Origin of the sequence: Candidatus Uabimicrobium amorphum (assembly GCF_009002475.1) — a bacterium.
GTDB classification, from domain to species: domain Bacteria; phylum Planctomycetota; class Uabimicrobiia; order Uabimicrobiales; family Uabimicrobiaceae; genus Uabimicrobium; species Uabimicrobium amorphum.
The window spans coordinates 257,369-281,770 of the sequence record NZ_AP019860.1 but is presented as its reverse complement, the minus strand read 5'-3'; the positions used below and the strand labels follow the sequence as shown (position 1 = coordinate 281,770).

Annotated in this window: 12 protein-coding genes and 2 tRNA genes; 7 read left to right on the top strand and 7 right to left on the bottom strand. The window is 40.2% G+C overall.

Going from position 1 to position 24,402, the window contains the following annotated elements; all coding sequences use genetic code 11:
- Nucleotides 1-178: 178 nt before the first annotated feature.
- From UABAM_RS00995 to UABAM_RS00985, 3 genes are all read left to right on the top strand, one after another.
- A tRNA-Pro gene (locus tag UABAM_RS00995) sits at nucleotides 179-253 on the top strand.
- Nucleotides 254-432: 179 nt separating this feature from the next.
- Complete coding sequence (locus UABAM_RS00990; RefSeq protein ID WP_151966123.1) at nucleotides 433-2,304, top strand: prenyltransferase/squalene oxidase repeat-containing protein; 1,872 nt, start codon at nucleotides 433-435, stop codon at nucleotides 2,302-2,304.
- A 55-nt stretch (nucleotides 2,305-2,359) separates the two neighbouring features.
- Complete coding sequence (locus tag UABAM_RS00985) at nucleotides 2,360-3,202, top strand: tetratricopeptide repeat protein (RefSeq protein WP_151966122.1); 843 nt, start codon at nucleotides 2,360-2,362, stop codon at nucleotides 3,200-3,202.
- 3 nt (nucleotides 3,203-3,205) lie between these two features.
- Here UABAM_RS00985 and UABAM_RS00980 read toward each other — a convergent pair whose 3' ends face one another.
- Both UABAM_RS00980 and UABAM_RS00975 read right to left on the bottom strand, forming a co-directional pair.
- Nucleotides 3,206-4,480: a radical SAM protein gene (locus UABAM_RS00980; RefSeq protein WP_151966121.1), complete on the bottom strand. Its 1,275-nt coding sequence runs from the start codon at nucleotides 4,478-4,480 to the stop codon at nucleotides 3,206-3,208.
- A 13-nt stretch (nucleotides 4,481-4,493) separates the two neighbouring features.
- Nucleotides 4,494-5,411 (bottom strand): Gfo/Idh/MocA family oxidoreductase, encoded by a 918-nt coding sequence (locus tag UABAM_RS00975; protein ID WP_173013061.1) that lies wholly within the window; start codon nucleotides 5,409-5,411, stop codon nucleotides 4,494-4,496.
- 136 nt (nucleotides 5,412-5,547) lie between these two features.
- Here UABAM_RS00975 and UABAM_RS00970 point away from each other — a divergent pair, with 136 nt between their 5' ends.
- A complete protein-coding gene (locus UABAM_RS00970) occupies nucleotides 5,548-10,272 on the top strand; it encodes a serine/threonine-protein kinase (protein ID WP_173013060.1) in 4,725 nt (1,574 codons plus the stop codon).
- A 38-nt stretch (nucleotides 10,273-10,310) separates the two neighbouring features.
- Here UABAM_RS00970 and UABAM_RS00965 read toward each other — a convergent pair whose 3' ends face one another.
- A complete protein-coding gene (locus UABAM_RS00965; protein ID WP_151966118.1) occupies nucleotides 10,311-11,528 on the bottom strand; it encodes a hypothetical protein in 1,218 nt (405 codons plus the stop codon).
- 726 nt (nucleotides 11,529-12,254) lie between these two features.
- On the opposite strand from UABAM_RS00965, the gene glsA reads away from it, so the two are divergent.
- Nucleotides 12,255-14,198, top strand: coding sequence for a glutaminase A (glsA, locus tag UABAM_RS00960; protein ID WP_151966117.1), 1,944 nt, complete (start codon nucleotides 12,255-12,257; stop codon nucleotides 14,196-14,198).
- A 313-nt stretch (nucleotides 14,199-14,511) separates the two neighbouring features.
- A complete protein-coding gene (locus UABAM_RS00955; protein ID WP_151966116.1) occupies nucleotides 14,512-15,042 on the top strand; it encodes a PEP-CTERM sorting domain-containing protein in 531 nt (176 codons plus the stop codon).
- Nucleotides 15,043-15,102: 60 nt separating this feature from the next.
- Here UABAM_RS00955 and UABAM_RS00950 read toward each other — a convergent pair whose 3' ends face one another.
- Entirely contained in the window at nucleotides 15,103-16,521 is a 1,419-nt protein-coding gene (locus UABAM_RS00950; protein WP_151966115.1) for a hypothetical protein, read from the bottom strand.
- A 260-nt stretch (nucleotides 16,522-16,781) separates the two neighbouring features.
- On the opposite strand from UABAM_RS00950, the gene UABAM_RS00945 reads away from it, so the two are divergent.
- On the top strand, nucleotides 16,782-19,085 hold the full coding sequence (locus tag UABAM_RS00945; RefSeq protein WP_151966114.1) for a serine/threonine-protein kinase: 2,304 nt from the start codon (nucleotides 16,782-16,784) through the stop codon (nucleotides 19,083-19,085).
- Nucleotides 19,086-19,143: 58 nt separating this feature from the next.
- Here UABAM_RS00945 and UABAM_RS00940 read toward each other — a convergent pair.
- The 3 genes from UABAM_RS00940 to UABAM_RS00930 form a co-directional block, all read right to left on the bottom strand.
- Nucleotides 19,144-19,216: transfer RNA gene (locus tag UABAM_RS00940), tRNA-Phe, on the bottom strand.
- A gap of 59 nt (nucleotides 19,217-19,275) precedes the next feature.
- A complete protein-coding gene (gene polX / locus UABAM_RS00935) occupies nucleotides 19,276-20,994 on the bottom strand; it encodes a DNA polymerase/3'-5' exonuclease PolX (RefSeq protein WP_151966113.1) in 1,719 nt (572 codons plus the stop codon).
- A gap of 3 nt (nucleotides 20,995-20,997) precedes the next feature.
- Nucleotides 20,998-24,300, bottom strand: coding sequence for a M20/M25/M40 family metallo-hydrolase (locus UABAM_RS00930; protein ID WP_151966112.1), 3,303 nt, complete (start codon nucleotides 24,298-24,300; stop codon nucleotides 20,998-21,000).
- Nucleotides 24,301-24,402 lie beyond the last annotated feature (102 nt).

Genomic DNA, 24,402 nt, shown 5'->3' with positions numbered 1-24,402 from the left:
CGCTTTCTCACACATATATTTGATCAATAAGAATTCCACTAAACACAACCACACAACGAGAATATTGTTTTACTACCGTTTACTGTTGATGACAAATTTGAAATAACAATAATTTCTTTTAGTGTACTTTATTTTTCTTGACTTTTAAAAAAAAAAGCTTATTATCTTACGAAGAATACGGGGTGTAGCGTAGCTTGGCGAGCGCGCCTGAATGGGGTTCAGGAGGTCGCTGGTTCAAATCCAGTCACCCCGATAAAAGCTTGCGAATAAAATTTTATTCGCAAGCTTTTTTTTTTGAACTTTTTTTACCAAATAACGTTTTACAGCAATAACAGAACTACTGATTGCAAAAGAATATTCATTTAGATATAATAAATTACAATAAATTCTAATAAAAAATAAAATGTTAATTCCCCATTTTAGGAGTATAAGATGTCGTATGATTATGATGAAGATTATCAAGATGAAATAGACGATGTTGAACTCCGTGATTTTTGGGCTGAGCAACTACAGAGAGCCCCTTGGTGGCTAATATCCATAGTCTTCCATGCTATTCTTGCTCTGTTAGCAACTCTTGCCGTCATCGCCACTAAAAGAGAAACTGTTCAAGAAGCCTACCCTGTAGAAGTTTACAAAGTGGAAAAAAAAGAGGTTGTTCTAAAGCCAAAGATCCGCGAAGAAAAAATAAAAGACACAAAACCAGTTCCTACTGATGAGCCTGTGATAGAAGACCCTGTAGTTCGCGAAGTAGAAGTTTCAGATCACCATGAAACGAATACCAACGAAGACCAACAAATGGCAAAGGGGGATTTAGATGCAGCGTCAGACAGCCCATTTAACGCTCGTTTTGACAACAGTAGTATAGGTGTCGGAGGCCTCGCAGGTGGCTACTTTGGTCAACGTCTCGGTGGAGGACGTAAAGACCTAGTGAAGCGTGGAGGAGGTAGTGACCTTACCGAAAGTGCTGTTAAAGCTGGTTTGGAGTGGTTAAAAAGACACCAATCCGGAGATGGTCGTTGGGATACCGATGGCTACACTTCTCAATGCGGTAAAAATCCTAAATTCTCTGGTTTTTGCGAAGGTGCAGGAAACCAAGAATACGATCCTGCAATGACGGGATTCGCCCTACTATGTTTCTTAGCCTCAGGAAGCTCGACAAGCTCCGGAGAATATAAAGAACAAGTTAAAAAAGGTATTAATTTTCTCAAGCAGCAACAAGATGCCGAAGGATGTATTGGTACCCGTTCTACAGAGCACCACATGTACAACCATGCGATTGGAACATTCGCGTTAATCGAAGCATACGCTATGTCAAATTACAACCCACTTCTCAAAATTCCCGCGCAAAAAGCCGTAGATTTTCTTCTAAAGGCTCAAAATCCTGGTCAAGGATGGCGCTATACCTTTTCTAAAGGGGAAGATGATACATCGGTAATGGGTTGGTGTGTGACAGCGCTGCGTTCCGCAAAAGAAGCTAAACTGAGTGTGCCAGACTCTGCGTTTGAAGGCGCAACAAATTTCTTAAACAAAGTAACAACTGAGAGCAATGGATATCGTGCTGCTTACAGAGAAAGAGAAGATGGTTTAGAATTCGAAGGTTCCGTAATCGACGATGACGAACTGTTCTCTATCGATTCCAAAAATGCAGAAGAGTTAGATAAAGGCAATATTCCACGTGAACTCGCAGATAAATTAAAACAAGTCGGTAAGCCACTTGGATACAACGCTACCGTAGAAAAAACTCAGATCACCAACATCAACATGGCTCTTGGATCTAGTCGAAAATTGCAAACAAATGATGCCTGGATCATAAAAGATGTGGTGTCTTCTAACCCTCAAGAGTTCGTACTGCAAAAGCTACCTGATCGCATCAAATTAGACCAAATCAATGAAAAATATGCCGCGAGCGAATCCATGACTGCGGTGGGAATGAACGCGCGCGTTTTCATGGAAATTACATCCGGAAATGACGTTTATGTCAATCAAGGTGCACAGAGGCTGTCGCAAAATCCTCCTATATGGGGAAAAGACCAACAAGGGTACAGTTTGATAAATTACTACTACTGGTATCACGGTACCTTAGCTCTTTTCCAAAAAGGTGAGCCTCACTGGGAAGAGTGGAACAAGAAAATGGTGGATGTGCTTGTCAACAACCAAATCAAGGGTGGTTGTCAAGATGGATCTTGGCCACCTGTTGGTAAGAGATGTCGTGTAAACAGTCGTATTTATGCCACCGCCCTAAGCATTATGTCTTTACAGATTTACTACCGCTATCCAAAATCTTTTGGTAATCGCGTCAGATAAGTTCATAAAGGTTTGCCCCTACTAAGGGGCAAAGCCTCATTTTTGGAATTTTATTATGAAAAATGACTTTGACGATTTGTGGGACTATCAAAACCCACAACAAACACGAGAAAACTTTACAAAACTTCTACCTCTCTCCGATGAAAATCTCAACTTACAACTCAAAACACAAATAGCACGTACTTACTCGCTGCAACGAAATTTTACTGAGGCCCACAAAATCCTCGATGAAGTGCAACAACAATTGCCGGCATCGAATTCTCTAACTCATACGCGTTACTTTCTAGAACGTGGTCGTACATTTAATTCGGCAAAAAAACGCGAAGAGGCGGTAGATTGCTTTCATCAAGCATCAGAAATTTCACGTAAAAACAACCATGATTTTTACAGTATTGATGCGCTTCACATGTTGGCGATCGCTGTTCCCCAAGAGGCGATGAGTTGGAATTTGCAAGCATTAGAACTTGCTGAAAACACCTGTGACGAACGCGCAAAAAACTGGTGTGGGTCCTTATACAATAATATCGGTTGGGCATACTTCGAAACGAAGGACTATGAAAAAGCACTCACCATATTTCGTAAAACGAAAGATTGGTATGCGGCGAAAAATGACGAAAACTACACCCTAATTGCCGAATGGTCCATAGGTAAAGTTTTGCGAATGCAAAATAAAATTTCCCAAGCTCTCGAAGTACAACACAAACTTGAAAAAATTTATTTAGAGAAGCAGCAAGACGAGGGGTATGTTTGCGAAGAGCTCGCCGAATGCTATTTGCAGCAACAAAATCCCAAATATAAGGACTATGCCCAAAGAGCCTACGACGAACTCAGCAAAGATGTTTGGTTACAAAACAACGAAGCAAGCCGTTTACAACGTTTAAAAGAACTTGCTCTATAATTTCTATAGATAGTAATCAGGTTCGATCATTTCTTTCGCTTGCAATTCGTCTAGCTTGTAAGGATTCGCAATCAGATCTTCAATCCACCAGTTCACGTGATTGTAAAGGCATGTTACTTCTTTGCACTGCTCTGTAGCGTTAAAGCTAAAGAGTAGCTTTGCCATTTCTTTCTTTACATCCCCAAATTTTTCATTTGTAGAATATGTATCGCGTGCTCCTAGTTTACCATGGGGCTGATTGCGATACACTGGACAGTTGAACATGCCAAGTGGACTCAATACTTGACGGAAAAACTGCATATGACACATTTGTGGCTGATGCATATAGTCTGACGCACTGTTGTTGATAAGAACTTTGAGATTTGTCGATTCGAATACTTTAAAAGTATCATCTTCTAATTTTTTCGCTTCCGCGACATACTCTTGGATCTGCTTGACAACATTGGCAAAATGATTTTCTTTTTCCTTCAAATCGACAATTTCAGCATTATTGTCTTCCGCTCTGGTGAGAAAAGGCTTAAAGGATATGTAGTCAAAACCAGAATCTTTCGCTAACTTCGCGGCCATAACCATCTCATGCAAATTTTCCACGATATTGGTATCGTTGATAAAAGCACCCTTCCAAGTGATAATGTAGGAAAAACCTACTTGTACGTCGGGGTTGACATTTTTGATGAGAGATACTTTTTCGCAGATCTCTGGTAGGTTAACCGCTTTGCGCGGTTTGTGCATTTTTTGAAAAATATCATCGCTACCCGAATCAAGAGATAGACGCACCCAATCTTTTTTCTCCAAACAATCGGCAATTTCGGCAATTTTTTCGTTGCGCGAGCCATTAGATACAATCGCCACTTGTAGACCCAATGACTTCATGAAACGTATTGCTTCACCAAATTTTGGATATATAGTTGGTTCCCCTCCACCAATAACAATGATAGATTTTAAACCTTTGTCTGCCATTAATTTAATGGAATCAAGTAAACGTTCATGGTTATAACGAATTGCCTTATTGAGAATATCCATATCGACACAGTGGTCACATGCGTAGTTACAAGATGTGGTAATGTCCAAATTAATGGAGATAGGTGCGTAATCTGGTATTTCGGCCAAATCGGTGATATCACGTGCCGCTTCTGGGGTGCCTCGTAGTTTCGCTTGCCACTTTACATATTCTTTTAGTGACTGTATCGTTTCAGGTTGTAGCAATTTTCCTGCAAAATCGTGAATGGACGATAACTCTACCTGTTTTTCTTTTGTGTTTTGTATAGTTTTTACCATCGTATATTCCTCGCTATAGTGGTACTTCCTGCTGGACAATAGAATATAAGCAATGTAGTTGCTGCATATTGTTTATTAGTTTAGTTGTATCTGACAAATTTGAATTTCGTATATTGTGAATAAAATTTTGGATAAGACTTTGTAATGGGTCTACGACCTTAATTTTTCTTCCATTTCCCCAAAAGTATATTTGGTAATTCGATGCTTCTACATGTCTACTTACTTCATAGTTATTAATTGTATATTTCGCAGGTTTGGGTTGTTCTTCTAATTGTATTAGAGTACATTTTACTTTTGTTTCGTATTGATGTCCATAAACAAATTCTAGCTGTAAGCACTTTTCTTTTTCTGAAAATAAACACTCAGTCTTTTTTATATCTCCTTTTCCAACAAGAGAATACAACATACTGAAGACATGAGGCATTGCATCAAGAACCATTTCACGCCCTATAGATATGGGGCACATTAACATTGAAAAGGTTTCCACAGGTTTTTCTTTCACCTGTGGGTACAAAGTAAAAAAATTTTCTAATGTAAACGGCCACTGTGTAATGGTATCGACAAATTTTCCCGAAAAGCCCGCAAGGATATCCTCCACGTCTTGAACATCATCCCATAACAGCGGCTTATCACACAAACAATGTTTGTTGTATTTCGCAACCGTTTTCAACATGGCTCCATGTGTGCGAAACGGCGTACAGATAACAACGATATCGGGATCTTCACTTATGATTGCTTGCTCAAGATCTATGTACCCACGACACATGATTCCATACTTGTTTTGCAGATGTTCTACAGTAATTGATTTCGTTTGCGGCGAAGAAGAAACAACGCCACAAATGTCAACCCCTGCCAAATGCAGATATTTACAAACATATTCACCTATTCCTTGGCGTGCACGACGTGCGCCACATACAACAGCTTTTAACATAACATCCACCATTCGTTTTGAATCTTTTGATAATCGATACAGAAATGTTAGTAGTAGGACGTTGTAAAATCAATAAATTTTGACTATGATATAAAAGATTATGCAAATTTTACCATCCACACATAAGGAAAGTTCTATGAGTAACATTCGCAAATTAAAAGAGCTTTACAACAAATACACGGTAGACCACAACTGGAAAAAGTCTGTAGAAATTATTAATAAAATCATTGAGCAAGAACCAAAAAACGCAAAATTTATCATGCGCCGCGGCATGCTCTACTACAAACAAAAAATGTGGAAAAAAGCCCAAGAAGATATTGCGCGTGCTCTAGAACTTGACAAAACTTTAAAACAAGCGTACCAAATCCAAAGCAGCATTTCGCGTAAGTTAAAAAATAAAACCGTATTTAGTGAAGATGTTACCTTGGAAGAACTTCTTGTCCCCAACGAACGCATACTGGTAACGCCACGAAAAATCGTGCGACAAACAAAAAAACAAATAGGTCGTTATGTGGTAAAAGAAGAAATAGGTCGTGGTGGTATGGGTAAAGTGTATAAAGTTTTCGACCCCAAACTCGATCGCAACGTCGCTCTCAAAGTACTTCTCGAAGGTAGTGAGTCACATCCTCAGCGTGTACAAAGATTTTTACGTGAAGCCAAAGCGACCGCAAAACTTCATCATCCTAACATCGTTGCACTACACGATATAAACCACGAAAAAAATTTCGTATTTTTCACCATGGATTTTATCAATGGAGAAACTCTAAAAAGTTATGCCGCGCGTACCAACCCCTCTTTCAAGGAAATCATCCATATCACCATAACAATTGCCCAAGCGATTCACTATGCTCATCAGGAGGGCATTGTCCATCGCGATTTAAAACCGACAAACGTCATGGTAGCAAAAACAGGAGAGGTGAAAGTCATGGACTTTGGACTCGCAAAAATTGTCCATAGTAATGACGATTTATCGCGTACAGGTGATTCTATGGGTACGCCTGCCTACATGTCACCGGAACAAGCGAACGGTTCCAAGGTCGATGTGCGTACAGATGTTTACTCTCTGGGAGCTATTTTGTACCAACTTCTCGTCGAACACCCACCGTTTGTCGGAGAAAATCACTACAACATACTTTTTCAAGTACTCAATCGCGACCCTATTTTGCCACGGCGTCTTAACCCTGACATTCCCGTGGAACTAGAAGCCATATGCCTAAAGTGCTTGGAGAAAAAACCAGAAAAACGCTATAAAACAGCGCAGCAATTTGCCGAAGATTTACAAAATTTTATCCACAATAGGCCCATTATCGCCAAACCAGCAACAGTCACAACCTTAGCCGTTAAATTTATACGGCGTCACCGTACTCTTACAGTCACCACATTGTTAGTCTTGATAAGCATCATACTGGGGGCATGGAGTACTTATATTCAATGGGAAAAAACCCTGGCGGAAAAGACAAAAGCACAGCAAGATCGTCGCAACACGGTATTTCGTTTGGCAAAAATCACCTTGGCAAAAGCAAAAGAATATTTGCGTTCTCAAGACGAACAGCAAAAGTGGCAAAAATGTGGTGCCATGGCCAGTACAGCCATCGAAATGGTAAAAGAATATAGTGGAGAGGATAAACAAAAAATCGTCGGCGAAGCACAAGATTTAGTTCGCGTTGCTTTACAGCGCAATGGCATTTTATGGGAAACCAACTATTTCGGAGTAGCACCTGTTCGCGAAGAATACTCTTCTTCAAAAACCACGGACTACGAAGAGGCATCACTGCAGGTAGCCTTCTGTGGAGAAAATATTTTATGTGGACGTTGGGATGGAAATATTTCTTTTTATGGTAGATATACCGGAAAAAAATTACATCAAATAACCGCTCATCATAAAGACATTGAACACTTGGTCAGTCATCCTAACCAACCAATATTTGCTTTTGCCGCTAACGATGATCAAATTTCGCTATGGCACGCACAAAAGCAAAGTGCTATTACGCTCTTGGTTCTCAACGACTTTGTTTCTTCTCTGGCCATTTCTCCTGATGGACAATGGATTGCTGCCGGTGGTAAAAATGGCTCATGCCAAATTTGGCACATGTCCTCGCATAAAAAAGTAGCGCAGTTCGCCTATTCAAAGAAAGTCTCCGCAGCAACCTTTGATCCACATAACCAATATCTAGTCACTGCCGTAGAAAATAGAATCCATCTAGCAAACATTGATCAGCAAAAATTACAAAAACAAATCGTCGGTCACGACGCGTTTATCACAAGTTTACACTTTCACCATTCAGGGAAAATGCTTGTATCGGCAGCACAGGATGAAATTCACCTATGGTCTTTTCCGCAAATGGAAAAACGGCATACATGGAAAACAAGAAGTTCGGTAAAAAAACTAATATTTTCACATCAAAATGACTTCTTTGTCTGTGCTTGCGACAACGGAGAAATATTGGTGTACGACACTTCAAGTCGTGGTTTGCATCACATCTTACAATCGGGGAAAATGCCGGTATCGTCTATCGACATTTCCGATGACGACAAACACCTGTTGAGCGCTTCACTCGCAAACGACATCCAACTTTGGAATCTAAAAACAGGAAAAGCTCTACACGAAAAAAATGGTCATACCAACACCATTGCCCAAGTAGTTTTTCACCCCAAGGGAAAATTACTTGCGAGTTCTTCTTACGATGGAACTGTTCGCATATTAGATTCGTTCTCCGGAGAGTCAATAATTGTGTTAGCACACAACAGTTATGTTTACAGCTGCGCTTTCTCGCCAAATGGTAAATTACTGGCCACGGTAACAGACAAAAAAATTCACATTTGGAATTGGCAACAAAAAAAAATTCTGTACACCCTAAAACAAGAAAGTCCAACAAGTGTTGCCTTTAATTTTGATAACTCGCTTGTCGCTTCTTCTTCGCAAAACGGCAATATTGACGTCTGGCACCTTTCTTCAGGTAAAAAATATAAAACAATTCGTCTGCACAAAGACATAGTATGGGATATAGACTTCCACCCAAACAATAATACAATTGCTTCTGTTTCAGAAGATCGTTCCATGCGTATTTGGGATTTAGAAAACGACAAAGAAATAAGAAAAGTAGAGTACTCGCTTGAATCTTTTGCGTTTGTATCCGTAAAATTTAGTCCCCAAGGAGACAAAGTCGCCTACGGAGGAGAAAGTAAATCTATATTCGTCTATGACGTTTCTGGCAAGGAAAACATCTCAGAAATAAGCGGACATCTAGGTTCGATAAATGATGTCACCTTTGATGCAACAGGAAATTTCATCGCATCTTGTTCCGATGACCAAAGCATCCGTGTATGGAGTGTCCACGACAAAGTGCAACTACACCGCTTTTCTAGCTATGCATGGATAAACTCGATTGATTTTCATCCACAACAAAACAAAATCATTAGTGGCGACCAACAAGGCATTGTAAAAATGTGGGATTTGCCCTACATGCAGCAACACAGACAGGCTCTATCTACATTAGGCGTATTTCTTTGTCCTACCGAGAATAGTAACATATACGCGATGTTGCAGGAATTACGTACCGTTAGTTTGTACGACGCGACAAAGAGTACCATAAAAAAACTATTTACATCTCCCATTGAAGCATATGGGATGTCTTACTCTAGAGACGGTCGTTTCGTGGCCTTGGCCAACATAGACAACTGCGTTCGCATTTTTGATACACAGCAACAAAAAATTTCCCGCACTCTTAAAGGACATGACGCTCCCGTGTGGTCGGTGGCGTTCTCACCAAACGGTAAATTTTTAGCCTCTTCCTCAAAAGATCGTAGCATTATTTTGTGGGATATTTCCACAGGAAAACAACTACGCCGCTTACAAGGTCACCAGCTTTCGATCTATCGCATCGTGTTTAGTCCCGACAGCAAACTGTTGGCTTCCGCATCAGAAGATCGCAGTGTAAAAATTTGGGATGTAAATACCGGAGAAATTTTAGAAAACATCGATGAAAAAGACCGCATTACCATCTATGTACTATTTAGTCCCGATGGCAAAAAATTAGCGTATTCTGCGAGTAAGAATGCCTACATATGGGACTTGGAAAAACGCACCAAAAAAGTGTTACGTGGTCACCAAGGATTCCTAACGGACATTGCCTTTAGCAAGGATAGCAAAATCCTTGCCTCCAGTTCTTATGATAAGACCATACGCTTATGGAATGCGCAAACGGGTATTTTGGAAAATGAAATCAAAGGTCATTTGCACACGGTAATGTCTATTATTTTTCCGTCTCACAAGCCTATTATCATCTCGATGGGCGAAGATAAAACCATACGTCACTGGCGTCTTCAACAAACAAAACACCGTGCGGTGGTCCAGGTTCCTCTTTATCTAAGAGATATCATTGCAACAACCACATATATTCCTCCAACACAGCGTTCATTTATTCACCACAACATCTCCGCAGATGTCATTTTGCAAGCTCTACAAAATCCCCATCACAACCTCACAAAGGAGTTGTTTCAATTTCGCGTAGGGGAAACGTTACAACTAGAGTACCAACAACGCACTGCCTGGTTATGGAATAAGCCATTTGCTTTTGATAAAACTCTAAGAGACAAATATCTGCAACAAGCACACAAATACGCACCACAGCATCCACAGCTAGCAGTGGACTGTTTAGAGGTGAGCTTGCGTATAGATCCCGCCATTGTCCCACAAATTCGTCTCCAATTTCCCAAGCTATGTGCCATTTTATCCGAACGCTACGCAAATATTGCCGAAAGAATGGCCAGCAAAGACAACGCAAAACACTATTATGAGATAGCGCTTCTCATCGATGAAAGTAACCAAAAAGCGCAAGCTATTTTGCGTAAGATGAAATAATAATTGCGATCTACAAATAAAAAAATGGCGCTATCGCTTTAGCCTTCGCGGTTTACATATACTTGGTAGTCTTTAACAACAGCGCGCATTCCGTCGCGCCGAAATAAACTTTTCTTTTTTGGCGATGCCTTTTTTTTCCCAAGGCGCGCAGAACCTCTCAAACTTGCATACACTTCACATTGTAGATATTTATTGTGTTTTTCACCAAAATGAAAGATGCGGATCTCGCTACCTCTGTTGTTATTCATGTAAGTCAGTGTTTCAAAAAACTTCGTCAAATCGTTAGGAGAAAAGAAGAAACTCCAAAAGCCAGACATCTTAATTTTTTTTGGCACCTCTTTAATCTTAGCTCCCAAATAAGTATGCTTACTGTTGTGTGTAAAAGATAGGTGAATACAGAAGTCTTCAATTTGAATGCCAATTCCCGAACGGTAAAAATCCAAGTCAATTTTCAATAACATCTTGCTCGGTAGGCGTTGAGACAAGTCACATTTGAAATCCAAAGCTCTATTTTTCTTATTCCAGTGCCACATTGCGAGTGTCTCATTATTTTCTTTTGACACTAAAGTGAACTTTATATCTATCGCGGCGATCTTTTGTAACGATTCCCCCCATTGTGGATACTTATGAGAAATGGCTTTGTTTTTAGGTGTAAAACGCAAATGAACTTTGTCTAGATTAGTTGTGACTAAACGATCTTCGACATTTACATATCTAGTAAAATGATTGTACGTATGGGGAAGATCATGCGCAAAACGCGCAAAAAAGTCTTTACCTACAGAAGAATATTTTGTTGGCGCAGCGCTATTGTCTCTTTGTTTTTTGATGTCTTCCAAATACAATTGAAAAAACTGCATAAATGTGTCCCACGGAATGGCGACATCTTGCAAACACGTTTTGGTTAATGTAAAAGTTCCGTAAGTATTTTTCTTATCGAGTGGATGAATTCGAAAAAGGCCGTTTGTCGCAAAATCCTTTTTTAGACGTAACGGATTTGCAGCCCACGCAATAGGTGTTTGTGGCGCAACGGCAAAATGAATTTCACGCTTGGTATTCTTACTCAATAGGTGGTAGATTTCCTCAACGGTTTTTCCAGGAGAAGGCTTTTCCTCTTGAGAGGATTTCCATTTTTTGAGCTTCTCCACTCCGCGAATAAAGGCACTATCTTTTTTCAAAACTTCTACGAGATCAAAAAAATGCACTTGTTGTGCGCAAACAACGTTTATAAATAGCATCGTCAAAATTATAGCTCTCATAATTCCATCCTATTCTCTCATTAGTTTTTATTATTTGTATACGTAGTACCGCAAATGCCAAAAAGGTTGGATTTTTTTTGGGGAGTGTTGTAGGAATTCGTTTTCAGATTGGTGCCCTCACCATCGAATAGTTGGTGAATTGGGTAAGGAATTCGTTTTCATATTGGTGCCCTCACCATCGAATTAAAGTTTTTAGCTTCGCTAAAAACTTTAATTCTCATGCCTCTCCCACGGGAGAGGCGTAACGCGTCTTAATTGATCTTATTGTGTTGTTTTGTGCTGCCGCTTGTGCAACCGTAACTGTATAAAAATAGTAATACCATGCTATTGATTCGCAACTCCAGTGAATTTTGTTTTTTACAAAAGAGAAGCATTACACCTCTCCCTGTGGGAGAGGTATGAGAATAGCAGCTTACAGCGATAGCTGTAACTGCTCATTCGATGGTGAGGGCACCAATACGGAAAACGAATCCCAATCATAAAATCCCACAATTGCGATGGTGAGGGCACCAATACGGAAAACGAATCCCAATCATAAAATCCCACAATTGCGATGGTGAGGGCACCAATCTGAAAACGAATTCCTTACCCAAGTCACCAATATGAAAACGAATTCCTCACCCAAGTCACCCGCACCAAAGTAAAATAATCATTTTTTTTATTTTCATAATCGTATATGATTGTTCTACGTATTTTTCATTCAAATTCTCTTACATAAGATGTACTATGGTAAAACAAAAAACTATAAAGAAAACAACGAAGGTCATCAACAAGAAATTATCACCACCAAAAGATGCCGATTTACGCGAGTATCAACTATTTCTTTCGTTGGATATCAAACAACAAGGACGTATTTGTCCGTGGGAATTGAAAAATCTTCTTATCAGACAAGGGCTTTTAGAAGACGACTTTCGTTTAAAGGAATGCTTTGATCTACTGAACTCATACAAAAAAAGTGACAAAATTTCCTACCAGCGCTTCTGTGAAATTATTCGTCCGAACATACTACTCATTGAGCAAGCATTACAGGGCAATATGGTGATTCCAAACTTTGGAGATTTCACAAACGAAATTCGCAACATTTACAATACTACGAAGAAAAATGATCATGGACAGGTCGCAAACTACATACCAGAACTATCCCGAGTGCATCCAGATCATTTTGCCGTTGCGGTATGCACGATCGATGGGCAAAAATTTGCGGTTGGTGATGCCGATAAAAATTTTTCCATACAGTCGATATGCAAAACCGTTAGCTACTGCTTAGCTTTAGAAGAGCATGGAGAACAAAATGTTCATCGCCATGTGGGACGCGAACCTAGTGGTAGTCGTTTCAACGAGATCACCTTTAACGACAAAGGACTTCCCCATAACCCAATGATTAACGCCGGAGCGGTGATGACCTGCGCTCTCATACGTCCGGACCTAAAGATTGAAGATCGGCTACAGCACATTATGAACACATGGTCACGGCTTGCCGGTGATCAAAAAGTTTACTTTAATGAATCCGTGTACTTATCCGAAAGCAAAACCGGACACCGTAACCGCGCTTTGGGTTGGTTAATGCTGGAGAATGACGCTTTTCCCAAAGGTGTCAACTTAAATGAAGTTTTAGAACTTTATTTCCAAAGTTGCTCGATTGAAACAAGTGCACAGATGATGGCCGCTGTGGCAGCAACTTTTGCCAATGGTGGAATATGCCCCGTAAACGGTGAACGTATATTTAGTGCCAAAACCGTTCAACACTGCTTGTCCCTTATGTTTTCTTGTGGTATGTATGATTTTTCGGGAGAACACACCTTTACCATTGGACTCCCAACAAAAAGTGGTGTGGGAGGAGGGATGATGATTGTTGTCCCCAACTTAATGGGCATATGTACGTGGTCACCACGCATAGATCAACTAGGGAATAGTGTTCGCGGTATTGAATTTTGCAAAAGGCTCGTGGAAAAATTTAATATTCATCACTACGACAATCTGACAGGCGTTTCGCAGAAAAAAAATCCGCGCTTAGATCGCATTCAGACAAAATCACAAAAAATAGACGAACTTATATGGGCGGCAAGCAAAGGAGATTTAGGGGCGATTCAACGTTTGGAAGTAAGAGGTATTGACCTAAACGGGATGGACTACGACAAAAGAACACCTTTACACTTAGCCGCTGCCGAAGGGCGCAAGAACATTGTGGAGTATCTCATCAAACGAGAGGTCAACATCAACGTTCAAGACCGCTGGGGAGGAACACCTCTTGACGATGCGATACATCATAACCATGAAGAAATCGTCGCGCTACTCAAAAAAAATAAAGCTCTTCACAAGGGAGAGTATATCATAAATTTACAAAACGAAAACGAACGCGAACTATTTTCAGAAGACATTGTACGTGTTATTTGGGCGGTCAGCATGGGAGACATGTCCTCTTTACAAAATATGATCGCCAAAGGCAAAAGCCTACGAGGTGCCGACTACGATATGCGAACCCCGCTACATCTTGCGGCTTGCGAAGGACACATTGCCATAGCAGAGTTACTTATATCTCACGGAGTAAACATCAACGCCCAAGACCGCTGGGGAAATACGCCTCTTGACGACGCCCACAATCACCAACAAAAGAGTATTATCACCTTACTACGCAAAAATAATGCAGTGAGATCACAGGTGTTGTCATAAATCACAACACCTAAAATGCGTTCTATCTCAAACCCAATTCCACAACGCATAAAGTACATCTATCTTGTACACTGTACGTTGTAGGGGCGGACCTAGTGTCCGCCCGTTCCCTCAAATACCACTGGATACCCGTTTCCAAGTCCACAGCAAAATTTGCATTCTGGCATATGAAACAAATTTGCAATTTCGCATAAAAAAACACTCACATCAATTTTTTAACAAATTTACATGTCTAAATCTATGATTTTTTGTTAATATGAATTATCAACACATTATTTGAAGAATAAAGAATACTTCTAGATATGGAGGCAATATGAAATATTTTATTTGTTTATTGGTTTGTTTATTGCCGTGTTTTGCTGTAACGATTGACTTCTCATCAGGAACAACGCTTCCTCTAACCGAGGATGGTTTTCTTATCATAGAGAATAACTTTCTTGGCAACACTAATAACGGCGCAACCATTTTTACCGGTGGACCTTCTGGTAATGAACTTGGTGATGCGAACATCGATGGTAATTTTGCAGGTGTAGAAATCTCATTGGGCGGGGCTTTATTTGAAGTAATTAGCTTAGACATCCGCGCAACATCAGTTACCGGTCAAGATGTTCAATTAAGAACTCTCGACAACTCTGTTGTAGATGGTTTTTCTCCCACATCAACTTCTTTTCAAACCGTAGGGGTAAACACTTTTGCAGGTTTGCAATTAACAGGATTTACTCTAAATTTTGAAGATACCGCAAGAGTGGACAACATTGTTATTAGAGTTATACCTGAGCCATCTACATACTTGGCTTTTTTACTAGGTGGCCTTTCTCTTTTGTACATACGCAAACGTAAGTAGACTTACCTGAAGGTATGCTGGGAAACTTGCTCCCAGCAACCTAAAAACACAAAAATAATTTTATTGCGTTTTCACCCAACACTTCCAAACTTCCGCTTCGCAATCGTAGTGTATTCGTATCACATCAGATGATTCATATCCCTCTACTTTTACTTCTTCATAGCTAGGTGCTTTCCCGGTAATCATCTCCACAGATATGTCCTTAGCGTTTTGTTTGTGGCATACCCATTTTTGATTATTTTTTAACCAAATAGACGTAAAAGATTTTTGTGGTACCACTTGTTCTTCAAGTGCGATATTCCCCGAGGAATTCTGTCGCGTTACCAGTAAATAGCATGTGAACATTGCACCGAACTGTACATAGTCTTCTTTTTCAACGTTGTAACTGCCCAACATCAATTTTGCTTGAAACTCTGCTCGTGATCGCGCTTGTTGCTTACTGAGACCAATACCGGTAAACATAAACTTTATCGGCTCATTCTTTACCTGAAAATGAGCTATCTGCATATCTTGTACAGAATATTTTCCCTGAGAAAAATGACTCTTACCTTGGGCAACGCAATATACAAAAGAAGCTCCCGCAACGTATTTTACGTTTTCAGCTTTCATTTTTAGCACATGCAATTGTTGCTTTAAATCCACCAAGGCTTTTTGTTTGTCTTCTCCCACACCAACCACCATAATTTCGTCATTGTCGAGTGTATTCATTAGAGTAATTTGTGGAATAGAAATCATTTTGCCACGCGTACGACTTTTCGTAACCACTAGATTGCATAACCACATCGCACCAAATTGTTGGTAATCTTCTTTTTGAATGATGTAATTTCCCAAAGATCCCTTCGCAAACAGTTCCGCTTGAGCTTTTGCACTTTGTTGGGAAAGTCCTGTACCGCGAAAATGAAAAGACATCGGTTTTGGGGTGACAAAAAGATCGCACATCCATGAAAAACCCATTTGCCGATACTGCTCATTTTGTATGTCAAACTCTTTGAGTACTGCTTTAGCACTGTTTTCCGCTTGTGTTCTCGCACTATTTTTATCATTGCCAAAACCTGAAAATCTCAAAGGGACAGCACTAGCGATGTTGGGAAGCCCCATTGTCGCTACACAAAAGAACATATCACCAATGTTGAAAAAATAATATTCCTCCGCAAAACGCGAAGACCACAAAGAAGTGTACTGATTTATCTTGTTCAGCGCTTCTTCAGAAGTTGTCCCTGTTTGTAGGAGCGCAATTTTCTCGGTAATGAGCAACACGAAATCAGAGTCTGGCACTTCCATTTTGACGTAGGCATAAACATCGCTATGCTTTTTGACAAAACCCTCTTGCAAAATTTTGCCGTGTGGCAAAATCGGAGAAATTTTTTCATATAAACGCACTCGTGCAGAATTTAGAGAGGTGCTCTTTTCGACAAATTGCACCACAAAATCGGCATACAACAACCCACACAAACCGAGAAATAAAATAAACTTTTTCATTGATACCTCCAGCCCGGATTTTAGACAGGATTAACAGAGTAAAAAATTTTGACAGGATGAACAGGATTATGATTTTAAACAGTAAAACATTATATCAATTAGTACTAGCAAACACAAATCACTGTTCGTTTGCAAAGTTTACATGTTGTGAAAAACATTTAATTCAAAGGCATCAGAACTATATTGATTTTATCGCTTTCTTTGTTAGCATATTAATATAACTGTATATACACAAATCATATAACAGCAAAAGAGAAGACATGGATTACGATAATACTCTAGGCAAAATGTTTGGGCACTACAGGATAGAAGGTGAGCTTGGGCGCGGAGGCATGGGCAGAGTTTACAAAGTTTACGATACACGACTTAAACGAATTGTGGCTTTAAAAATGCTATTGTCTGAAGCTTCCACAAATAATAGAGAGGTAAAGAGACTCTTGATAGAGGCCCGGGCAACAGCAAAACTGCGTCATCCAAACATTGTCACACTTTACGAGATAGGGCAAAACAATAACCAACCATTTTTTACCATGGAGTTTATCCCTGGCGCGTGTTTAAAAACAATTGTACGAAAAAAATCGTTAAGTGCGCGTCAAACGGTGCAAATCATGATTCGTGTAGGAAATGCGGTCGCTTATGCACACAAAGAAGGCATCATACATCGCGACCTAAAACCCGCCAATATTATGATGGACAATGACGAACCCAAAGTAATGGATTTTGGTTTAGCGAAGATGGTAAAAACCGAACACAGTCTATCCAAAACAGGTATGATATTGGGTACTTTGAGGTACATGCCACCAGAGCAGGCGAGCGGTAAGGTTAAAGAAATCGACGAGCGCAGTGATGTTTACTCTTTAGGGGCAACGCTATATGAATTGCTCACCGGCCAACCACCATTTCGCGAAGGTTCCTCCTTTGACATTTTATACAAAATTTTAGAAGAAGAACCTCAAGCCCCCCGCAAAATAAAAAGAACTCTCCACAAAGATTTAGAGAATATTTGTTTAAAAGCTCTTGCAAAAAAAAAGCAGCAACGCTACCAAAGTGCCAACGAATTTGTCGCCGATCTCCAACGATTTTCCAGAGGAGAACCGATCATGGCCAAACCGAGCAGTTTGTTGACAAAAAGCCTAAGAAAAATGTATCGTCACAAGGCAATCTACGCCACCATACTCATCAGTTCGTTATGTTTTTATTTTTTCAACCTCCATCAACCAAGCGCTGTTAAAAACGAGAATACGGTTGACAAAAAGAGCGATGTGGTAAAAATTACCCATCCCAACACCTTGGACACGCAAAATACATTGTCAGTTCCTCCCTCTCGCTGGCGACTTAAATTTCAAGGATATCTTGCCGATTCTACGCCAGAAAAAATGCGTTTAGTCCTCAATCAAAAACAGATCTTTCTTGACCTACAACAAAGATATTTTGATGCAAAATTACCCCTTGATTATGGTAGCAACGAATTAGAGCTAGCCATACAAGACAACGGTACTTGGAAAACGCACCGTCGTCTCACAATCGTACGCCAAACACCCCAAAGTCTTCCCCCCAAAGTTTGGCGACAGTACACGAAAGTTTATAACCACAAAGGCATCCGTAGTCTAAATGAAATTATTATCTCTGAAAAAGAACTGGAACATCACTCATTTATGGTCGGAATGCACGAAGATTTGGTTTTTTTGGGTTCCGCGCACGGGATTTCGGCTTTCCACACGCAACCGTGGCACAAAGTATGGCATTTTCCTATGAATATGCCACCTCAAAGTCAATCGGCCGTTATTGTGAACAAAACACTTTACTTTGCTGCTAGCGAAGAAAATTATCTTTATGCCATCGATATTCAAAATGGAAAACTGAAATGGAAATTTACTACGGTGGCTGAGACAGCGTCAAAACCTTTTGTTATGGGGGGAATGGTTTGTTTTGGAGACAACGGCCTCCTTTATGGTATTGATGCACAAAACGGTCAACAAAAGTGGAATTTCAATGTGGGACGCGGAAATGATGCCTGGCATGCTCCATTTCCTGTGGGAAAAGACGGAATTATTTATTTTGGTGGACGTAATTTTTTATGTGCTGTCGATCTTTATAGTGGTTTAGAAAAATGGCGTTATCCCCTCGAAGATCGTCCTTTTGACGTCCGAGTAGAAGGAGATACAGTGTATTTTCATTGTAAAGATTCGCTGAGAGCCGTCAATATCAAAACGCATCAGCTGCAATGGAAATATCCCAAACAAGGGCAAATATTTTTAACTGTCGCCGGTGGTGTTGCCTATTTTACAAGTCGCAACGATGGTGGTTATATGCGTGCTATTAAAAACGGGAAAAAACAATGGGAGTTCAAAGCAATAGCTCCCGGCATTATTGGTTATGCTTCGGTACTTGTGGACACAGTTTACTTTAAGGACACCAAAAGAAACTTTTATGGCCTCAATCGAGATAGTGGTGTAAAGTTATGGAGTAATCCGGTGCATGAGTTTAATAAATATGTGATTAGAAAAGGTAATTTGTATTTTGCTTATAAAAACGCATTTTTTGGAATAAGCCGGAAGTGGTAATTTGTTTAAAGAATTTTTGTGGTGAATATTATTTTTACGGGGGGAAATTTTATGGAGGTGGGCAGGGGCAGATTTGAACTGCCGACCCACAGATTTTCAGTCTGTTGCTCTACCAACTGAGCTACCTGCCCAAGTAATGTGGAGTAATTATACCTCGACATTTTCTAATGTCAAGGTATAAAATGAAAATTTATTTATTTTTTGCAAAAAACTTTGCAATATCGTCTGTTTCCCAAGTATTTACAACTCTTTCCGATTCAAACCACGCTTTACGTGCAATCCCTACGCCGTAGTATATATCGTGAAATCCTTCGGCAATGTGAGAATCGGGATTAATACTCGTGAGAAGATTTTTTTCTGCGGCGAGTTTTCCCCAACGCCAATCTAAGTCCAAACGAAATGGATGTGCGTTGATTTCAATCACCACATTGTTTTCTACCGCAGCATGAATAATTTCTTGCATGTTGATGGCGTATGGCTCGCGTTTTAATAGCAGCCGACCTGTTGGGTGACCGATCATTGTCAAATAAGGATTTTCGATTGCCTTAATAACTCTTTTGGTCATTTCCGCTTCACTCATCTTAAAGTTACCGTGAATGGAACCAATGATAAAGTCAAATTGACTTAGGAGTTCATCATCGTAATCAAGTCCACCGTCTGCAAGAATGTCCGACTCAACACCTTTGAAAATACGAAAATCTTTGAGTTCTTTGTTTACGGCATCAATTTCGGCAAACTGATCTTTCACCGCTTGCGGTTTCATTCCATTGGCGATGGTCAACGATTGACTATGATCGGTAATACCTATGTACTGATATCCCATCTCCTGCGCTGCTTCCGCCATCTCACGCACAGTATTTTTGCCATCGCTATACTGCGTATGCATGTGAAAAATTCCCTTTAGGTCACCTTGCGAGACCAATTTAGGCAATTTTTTTTCTTGCGCCAATTCAATCTCTCCGAGATTTTCGCGTAGTTCTGGAATGACATACTGTAAGCCAAGAGCACTAAAAACTTGTTCTTCACTTTCGCACACAGCGCTTTTGTCGTTTTCATCGAATAAGCCATATTCATTGAGTTTTAAACCATGTTTTTTGGCAATACTACGCATTTGCGTATTGTGTTCCTTGCTTCCCGTAAAGTACATAAGAGCAAAGGCAAATTGATGCTCTTCCACTACGCGTAAGTCGACTTGTAGACCCTTGCGCAATTGGATACTGGACTTCTTTGGTCCATGGCCAATGATCTTTTCCACTTCAGGGTAGGAGACAAAATGTTGCATCACGGTTTCCGCATCAGAGGCAACCACTAACATATCAATGTCTTTTGTCACCTCCTTACGTCGTCGTAAACTACCGGCAATTTCTAGTTTAGAAATACATTCGCATTCGCGCATGTATTGTATGATTTTTTGGCTTTCCGCATGAGCAAAACTAAAAAGATATCTGCCCGCATGTTTTTTCAATGTTTCGATACCTGTCAGAATATTCTGTTGTACCTTTGCACCGAACTTAGGCAAACTTTCAATCTTATTATCCACACAAGCAAGCTTCAGTTCTTCTAAGGTCGTAATTCCCAATTCTTTGTGAATGGTACGCACTTTTTTCGCACCTAAACCTGGGATCTCCAACATTTTAACCAAGTCTTCGGGAATTTCATTTTGCAAATCTTCTAGCCACGTACTTTTGTCGTGTAACACCATTTCGGCTATTTTTTTCGCAATACCTTCTCCAATTCCTTTGATATTTGTCAAACGATTTTCGTCAACAATCGTTTTCAAATTTTCGGTCTCGGACTCCAAAGCGCGACAGGCATTATGAAAGGCGCGAATTTTAAAGCTATTTTCACCTTTTAACTCCATCAATGTGGCGATGTGTTTTAAATTGACAATAACTTGTTCTTTTTGCATCCCTTACCTTTCTTTCAGAGTGACAGTTTCGGTAAATGTCTTTTTGTCACGTTGAAAAACCACCTGTATTTTATCTCCTGGCTTGTATTCTTTTAAAGCGTTTGATAGACCGCGTAAGTTATTAATGTCAATACGACCTAACTTGGTGACAATGTCCCCTTTTTTCATACCTGCTCCTGCGGCAGCAGAACCAGGAACAACGCCAGAAATTCGAACTCCTGGACCGCGATAGGTAAAATCAGGAATACTTCCTAGACTCGCACGTCTTTCTTTATTATTTTTGTTGGTCTTCGTTGTCTTATTTTGTGCATTTTTGATAAATATCGTAAATGGTTTTTTTCTATTGACCACATAGTTGAGCATTTCTTGTACCACAAGCATCACATTTACCATGCCAGGAAAATCTAGCCGATCCATGGTATCTTTGGGACTGTGATATTCGGCATGTGGGCCAGAAAAAAGTTGTATTGCCGGAATTCCCTTCGCCACAAAGCTCGAATGATCACTACTATCCTCACTTTCGGGAACAGAGGTAATTTTAACATTTGTGACCGCACCACATCCGAAACAAATAAAAGGCCACTCACGAGTACAACCCGTACCAAGTGCGAGTAATGCGCGACCATCTAAACGCCCGACGCTGTCTATGTTGATCACGGTAAAAGGCTTGCTTTTCAATTGTGAAACATAGTACTTTGAACCAAGACGTCCAGCTTCTTCCCCGGAAAAGGCAATAAAAATAAGTGGTCGTAAGCCAGGTTTGCGCACAAACAATTTCGCCATCTCCAGCATCACCGCAACTCCACTGGCGTTATCGTCTGCTCCGAAGTGAATTTTCCCCTCGTTTCCTTTTTTCACATCTGGCCAACCAAGTCCCAAATGATCGTAGTGTGCACACAAAATTACGGGTTCATTTTTGAGCTGCGGATCGGTACCTGGTATCATCCCCATGACATTGTGAATCTTTACTTGTCGTTGAGGGTTTTTCACTTGTGTGGTAAAACTTTGGTAGTAACTATTGCCATTTCCTGGTCGCAGTCCAAAACTTTTCATAGAGTTGGCAATGTACTCGCCTACTTTATCCAGTTCGGGTGTTCCCAGTCCACGACCTTTCATTTGTGGAGAAGTTAAAAAAGAGACGTGCTTTCGAAGCCCCTTGTCATTGAGCATGACCGGAAGTTTGCACAATGCTTGTCGTGGAGGAAGTTTCCCCATGGCACTATTTGTCGTTGTCAAATGATACGTCATTTGCGACTGCAACACACTCCACTGTCCCTTCAGAACATTGTTCGCCGCTGCTCCTGAAAAAGCGAGATAACTATATTTCCCATAGTGTGGTAATTTTCTAGCAACCGCAGCGATCGCCTCCATCTTATCTCCCAAAATCCACCCGATGGCCAATTCTTCATTTTGTGGATGCTGGGTACACAGTACAATCATATGGTCTTTTAAAGACACCGGTTTGTTATTACCGACCTGTATATAATCTTTACCAAAAGTAACCCCATGAGTTTTGGTAAAAATTTTTCGAAACTTCTCCGCGTACTTGTGATTTTGTCCCAAAAACCACACGCTGCTATTTTTAGGGATAGCAGACAGATCATCATCACTCACCATATACATCAGACGACCGCGCCCCCATTTGTCTAAAACAGCTTGATAATCACTTGGACTTTGCGAAACGAGTACCGTCCTTGTCGAACCAAACAACTGTCCAAAAGAAGTGGGGATTTCACTGCGATGTACTTTGCGGAATAAATCGAATTGTGGATCGATATCTATCCGCGTCGCTGCTTTTGGTAAATCGAACACAAAGGCCTGCAATTGTTTATTCAGTTGCACCTTTTTTAATTCAGCACTTCCATCTTTATAGGTAACGGCAATAGGTATTTGCAAATTATAGACAATACCTTTTTGCAATTGTTCCAGGCTAAAGTGTACTTTGTTTTGCTCAACGTATACATTTTTAATGCCTATATCAGGGGCACCTTTTTCTTGTACTCTTTGTACAAAAAATGACTTTAGATCTTGCTTTGTCACTTGCGAAAAGGTCTTTTCGATATCATCAAAACTGGCTTTTTTAAATAGAAATTTCTTATAAAATTCCCGCAAACACAGCGTAAAAACTTTATCTCCTAGTTTTTGGCGTAGCTCATGAAATAACATGAGACATTTGCCATATCCCACCGCTTCTGTTTCCGGTGAATGGCGACTGCGAAACTGCGCTAAAGGAAAATCGCGGTCTTGGCGTACAAAGTTGCGATATCTTTGAAGAGTACTGCGACGAGACTCAACCCCCTTACCTTCTTGTTCTTTCAAGAGATGATCGGCCAAATATGCGGTAAGTCCTTCACACCAGTTACCTGTTTTGTAATCGACAAAAACGCCATTTCCCCACCAATTATGCAAAATTTCGTGTGGATAAGAGGAACGTAAAATAAATGGAAAACGGATGATACGTGGGCCAAGCAGTGTAAACGAAGGCATTCCATACCCTGTTTCCCAAAAATTTTCGACGAGAGCAAATTTACTATAGGGATATTTTCCCAATAAATCATTGTACATCTTCAGATATTGACCTGTTGCGGTCAGGTATTTGTCGGCAAGACCTTCATCATAACTGTGTGTATACACCATGGCCTTCGTTTTGCCATACACGCGCTCAAATTTTGTCAGTGGACCGCCTACGACATAGATCTCCTCCATTGGGGAGGTACAATCCCACACGACACAATCCTTATCGGCAAACTTCTCTTTTCCTTGGGATATCAACTGCCAATTTTTAGGTAGATGCGCTTTTAATGAAAAAGACACCATCTTTCCTTGCTGTTGCGGGTACCATAAGCTAGTACTGGTGAGATAAACACCTTCCTTACACACAATGCCCGGCGTTTCGCTAAAACTACGTACATATTCTTCGCGAGAAGTCGTCGGAGGCAAGGTTATTTTACCACCATAAACAACCGTCACCTTGTTTGAATCTAGTTGTTTTGTTGGCGTTAATCTATAGTTATGGATAGGAAATAATTTATCTAATTTTTTATAATATGCGTTGATACCTGATGCATCCCACGAAACTTTTCCGATGAATTCCAGTTTCCAATCAGAACTTTTCACTTGAATGGGTAAGTTACCATGTAAACTAAATTCGATATGGCGATCACCTGTATTTTTGTATGTCATCGTATCCGTAACGTTCAGATGATTTGTTTTGGGATCGAGTTTGAGAATTATTTCATGATGATTTATATCTAAGGCATACAAAATATTCAGTATTAGTATTACAAAAATAAATCTTTTACTCATGTTGATTACCTTCTTGAATGATGTAATGGTTCGGTAAGGAATGTACGCAAAATACCGCTATAAAATTTGATCTGCTCTACCGTTATGGTTGGCATAATAACC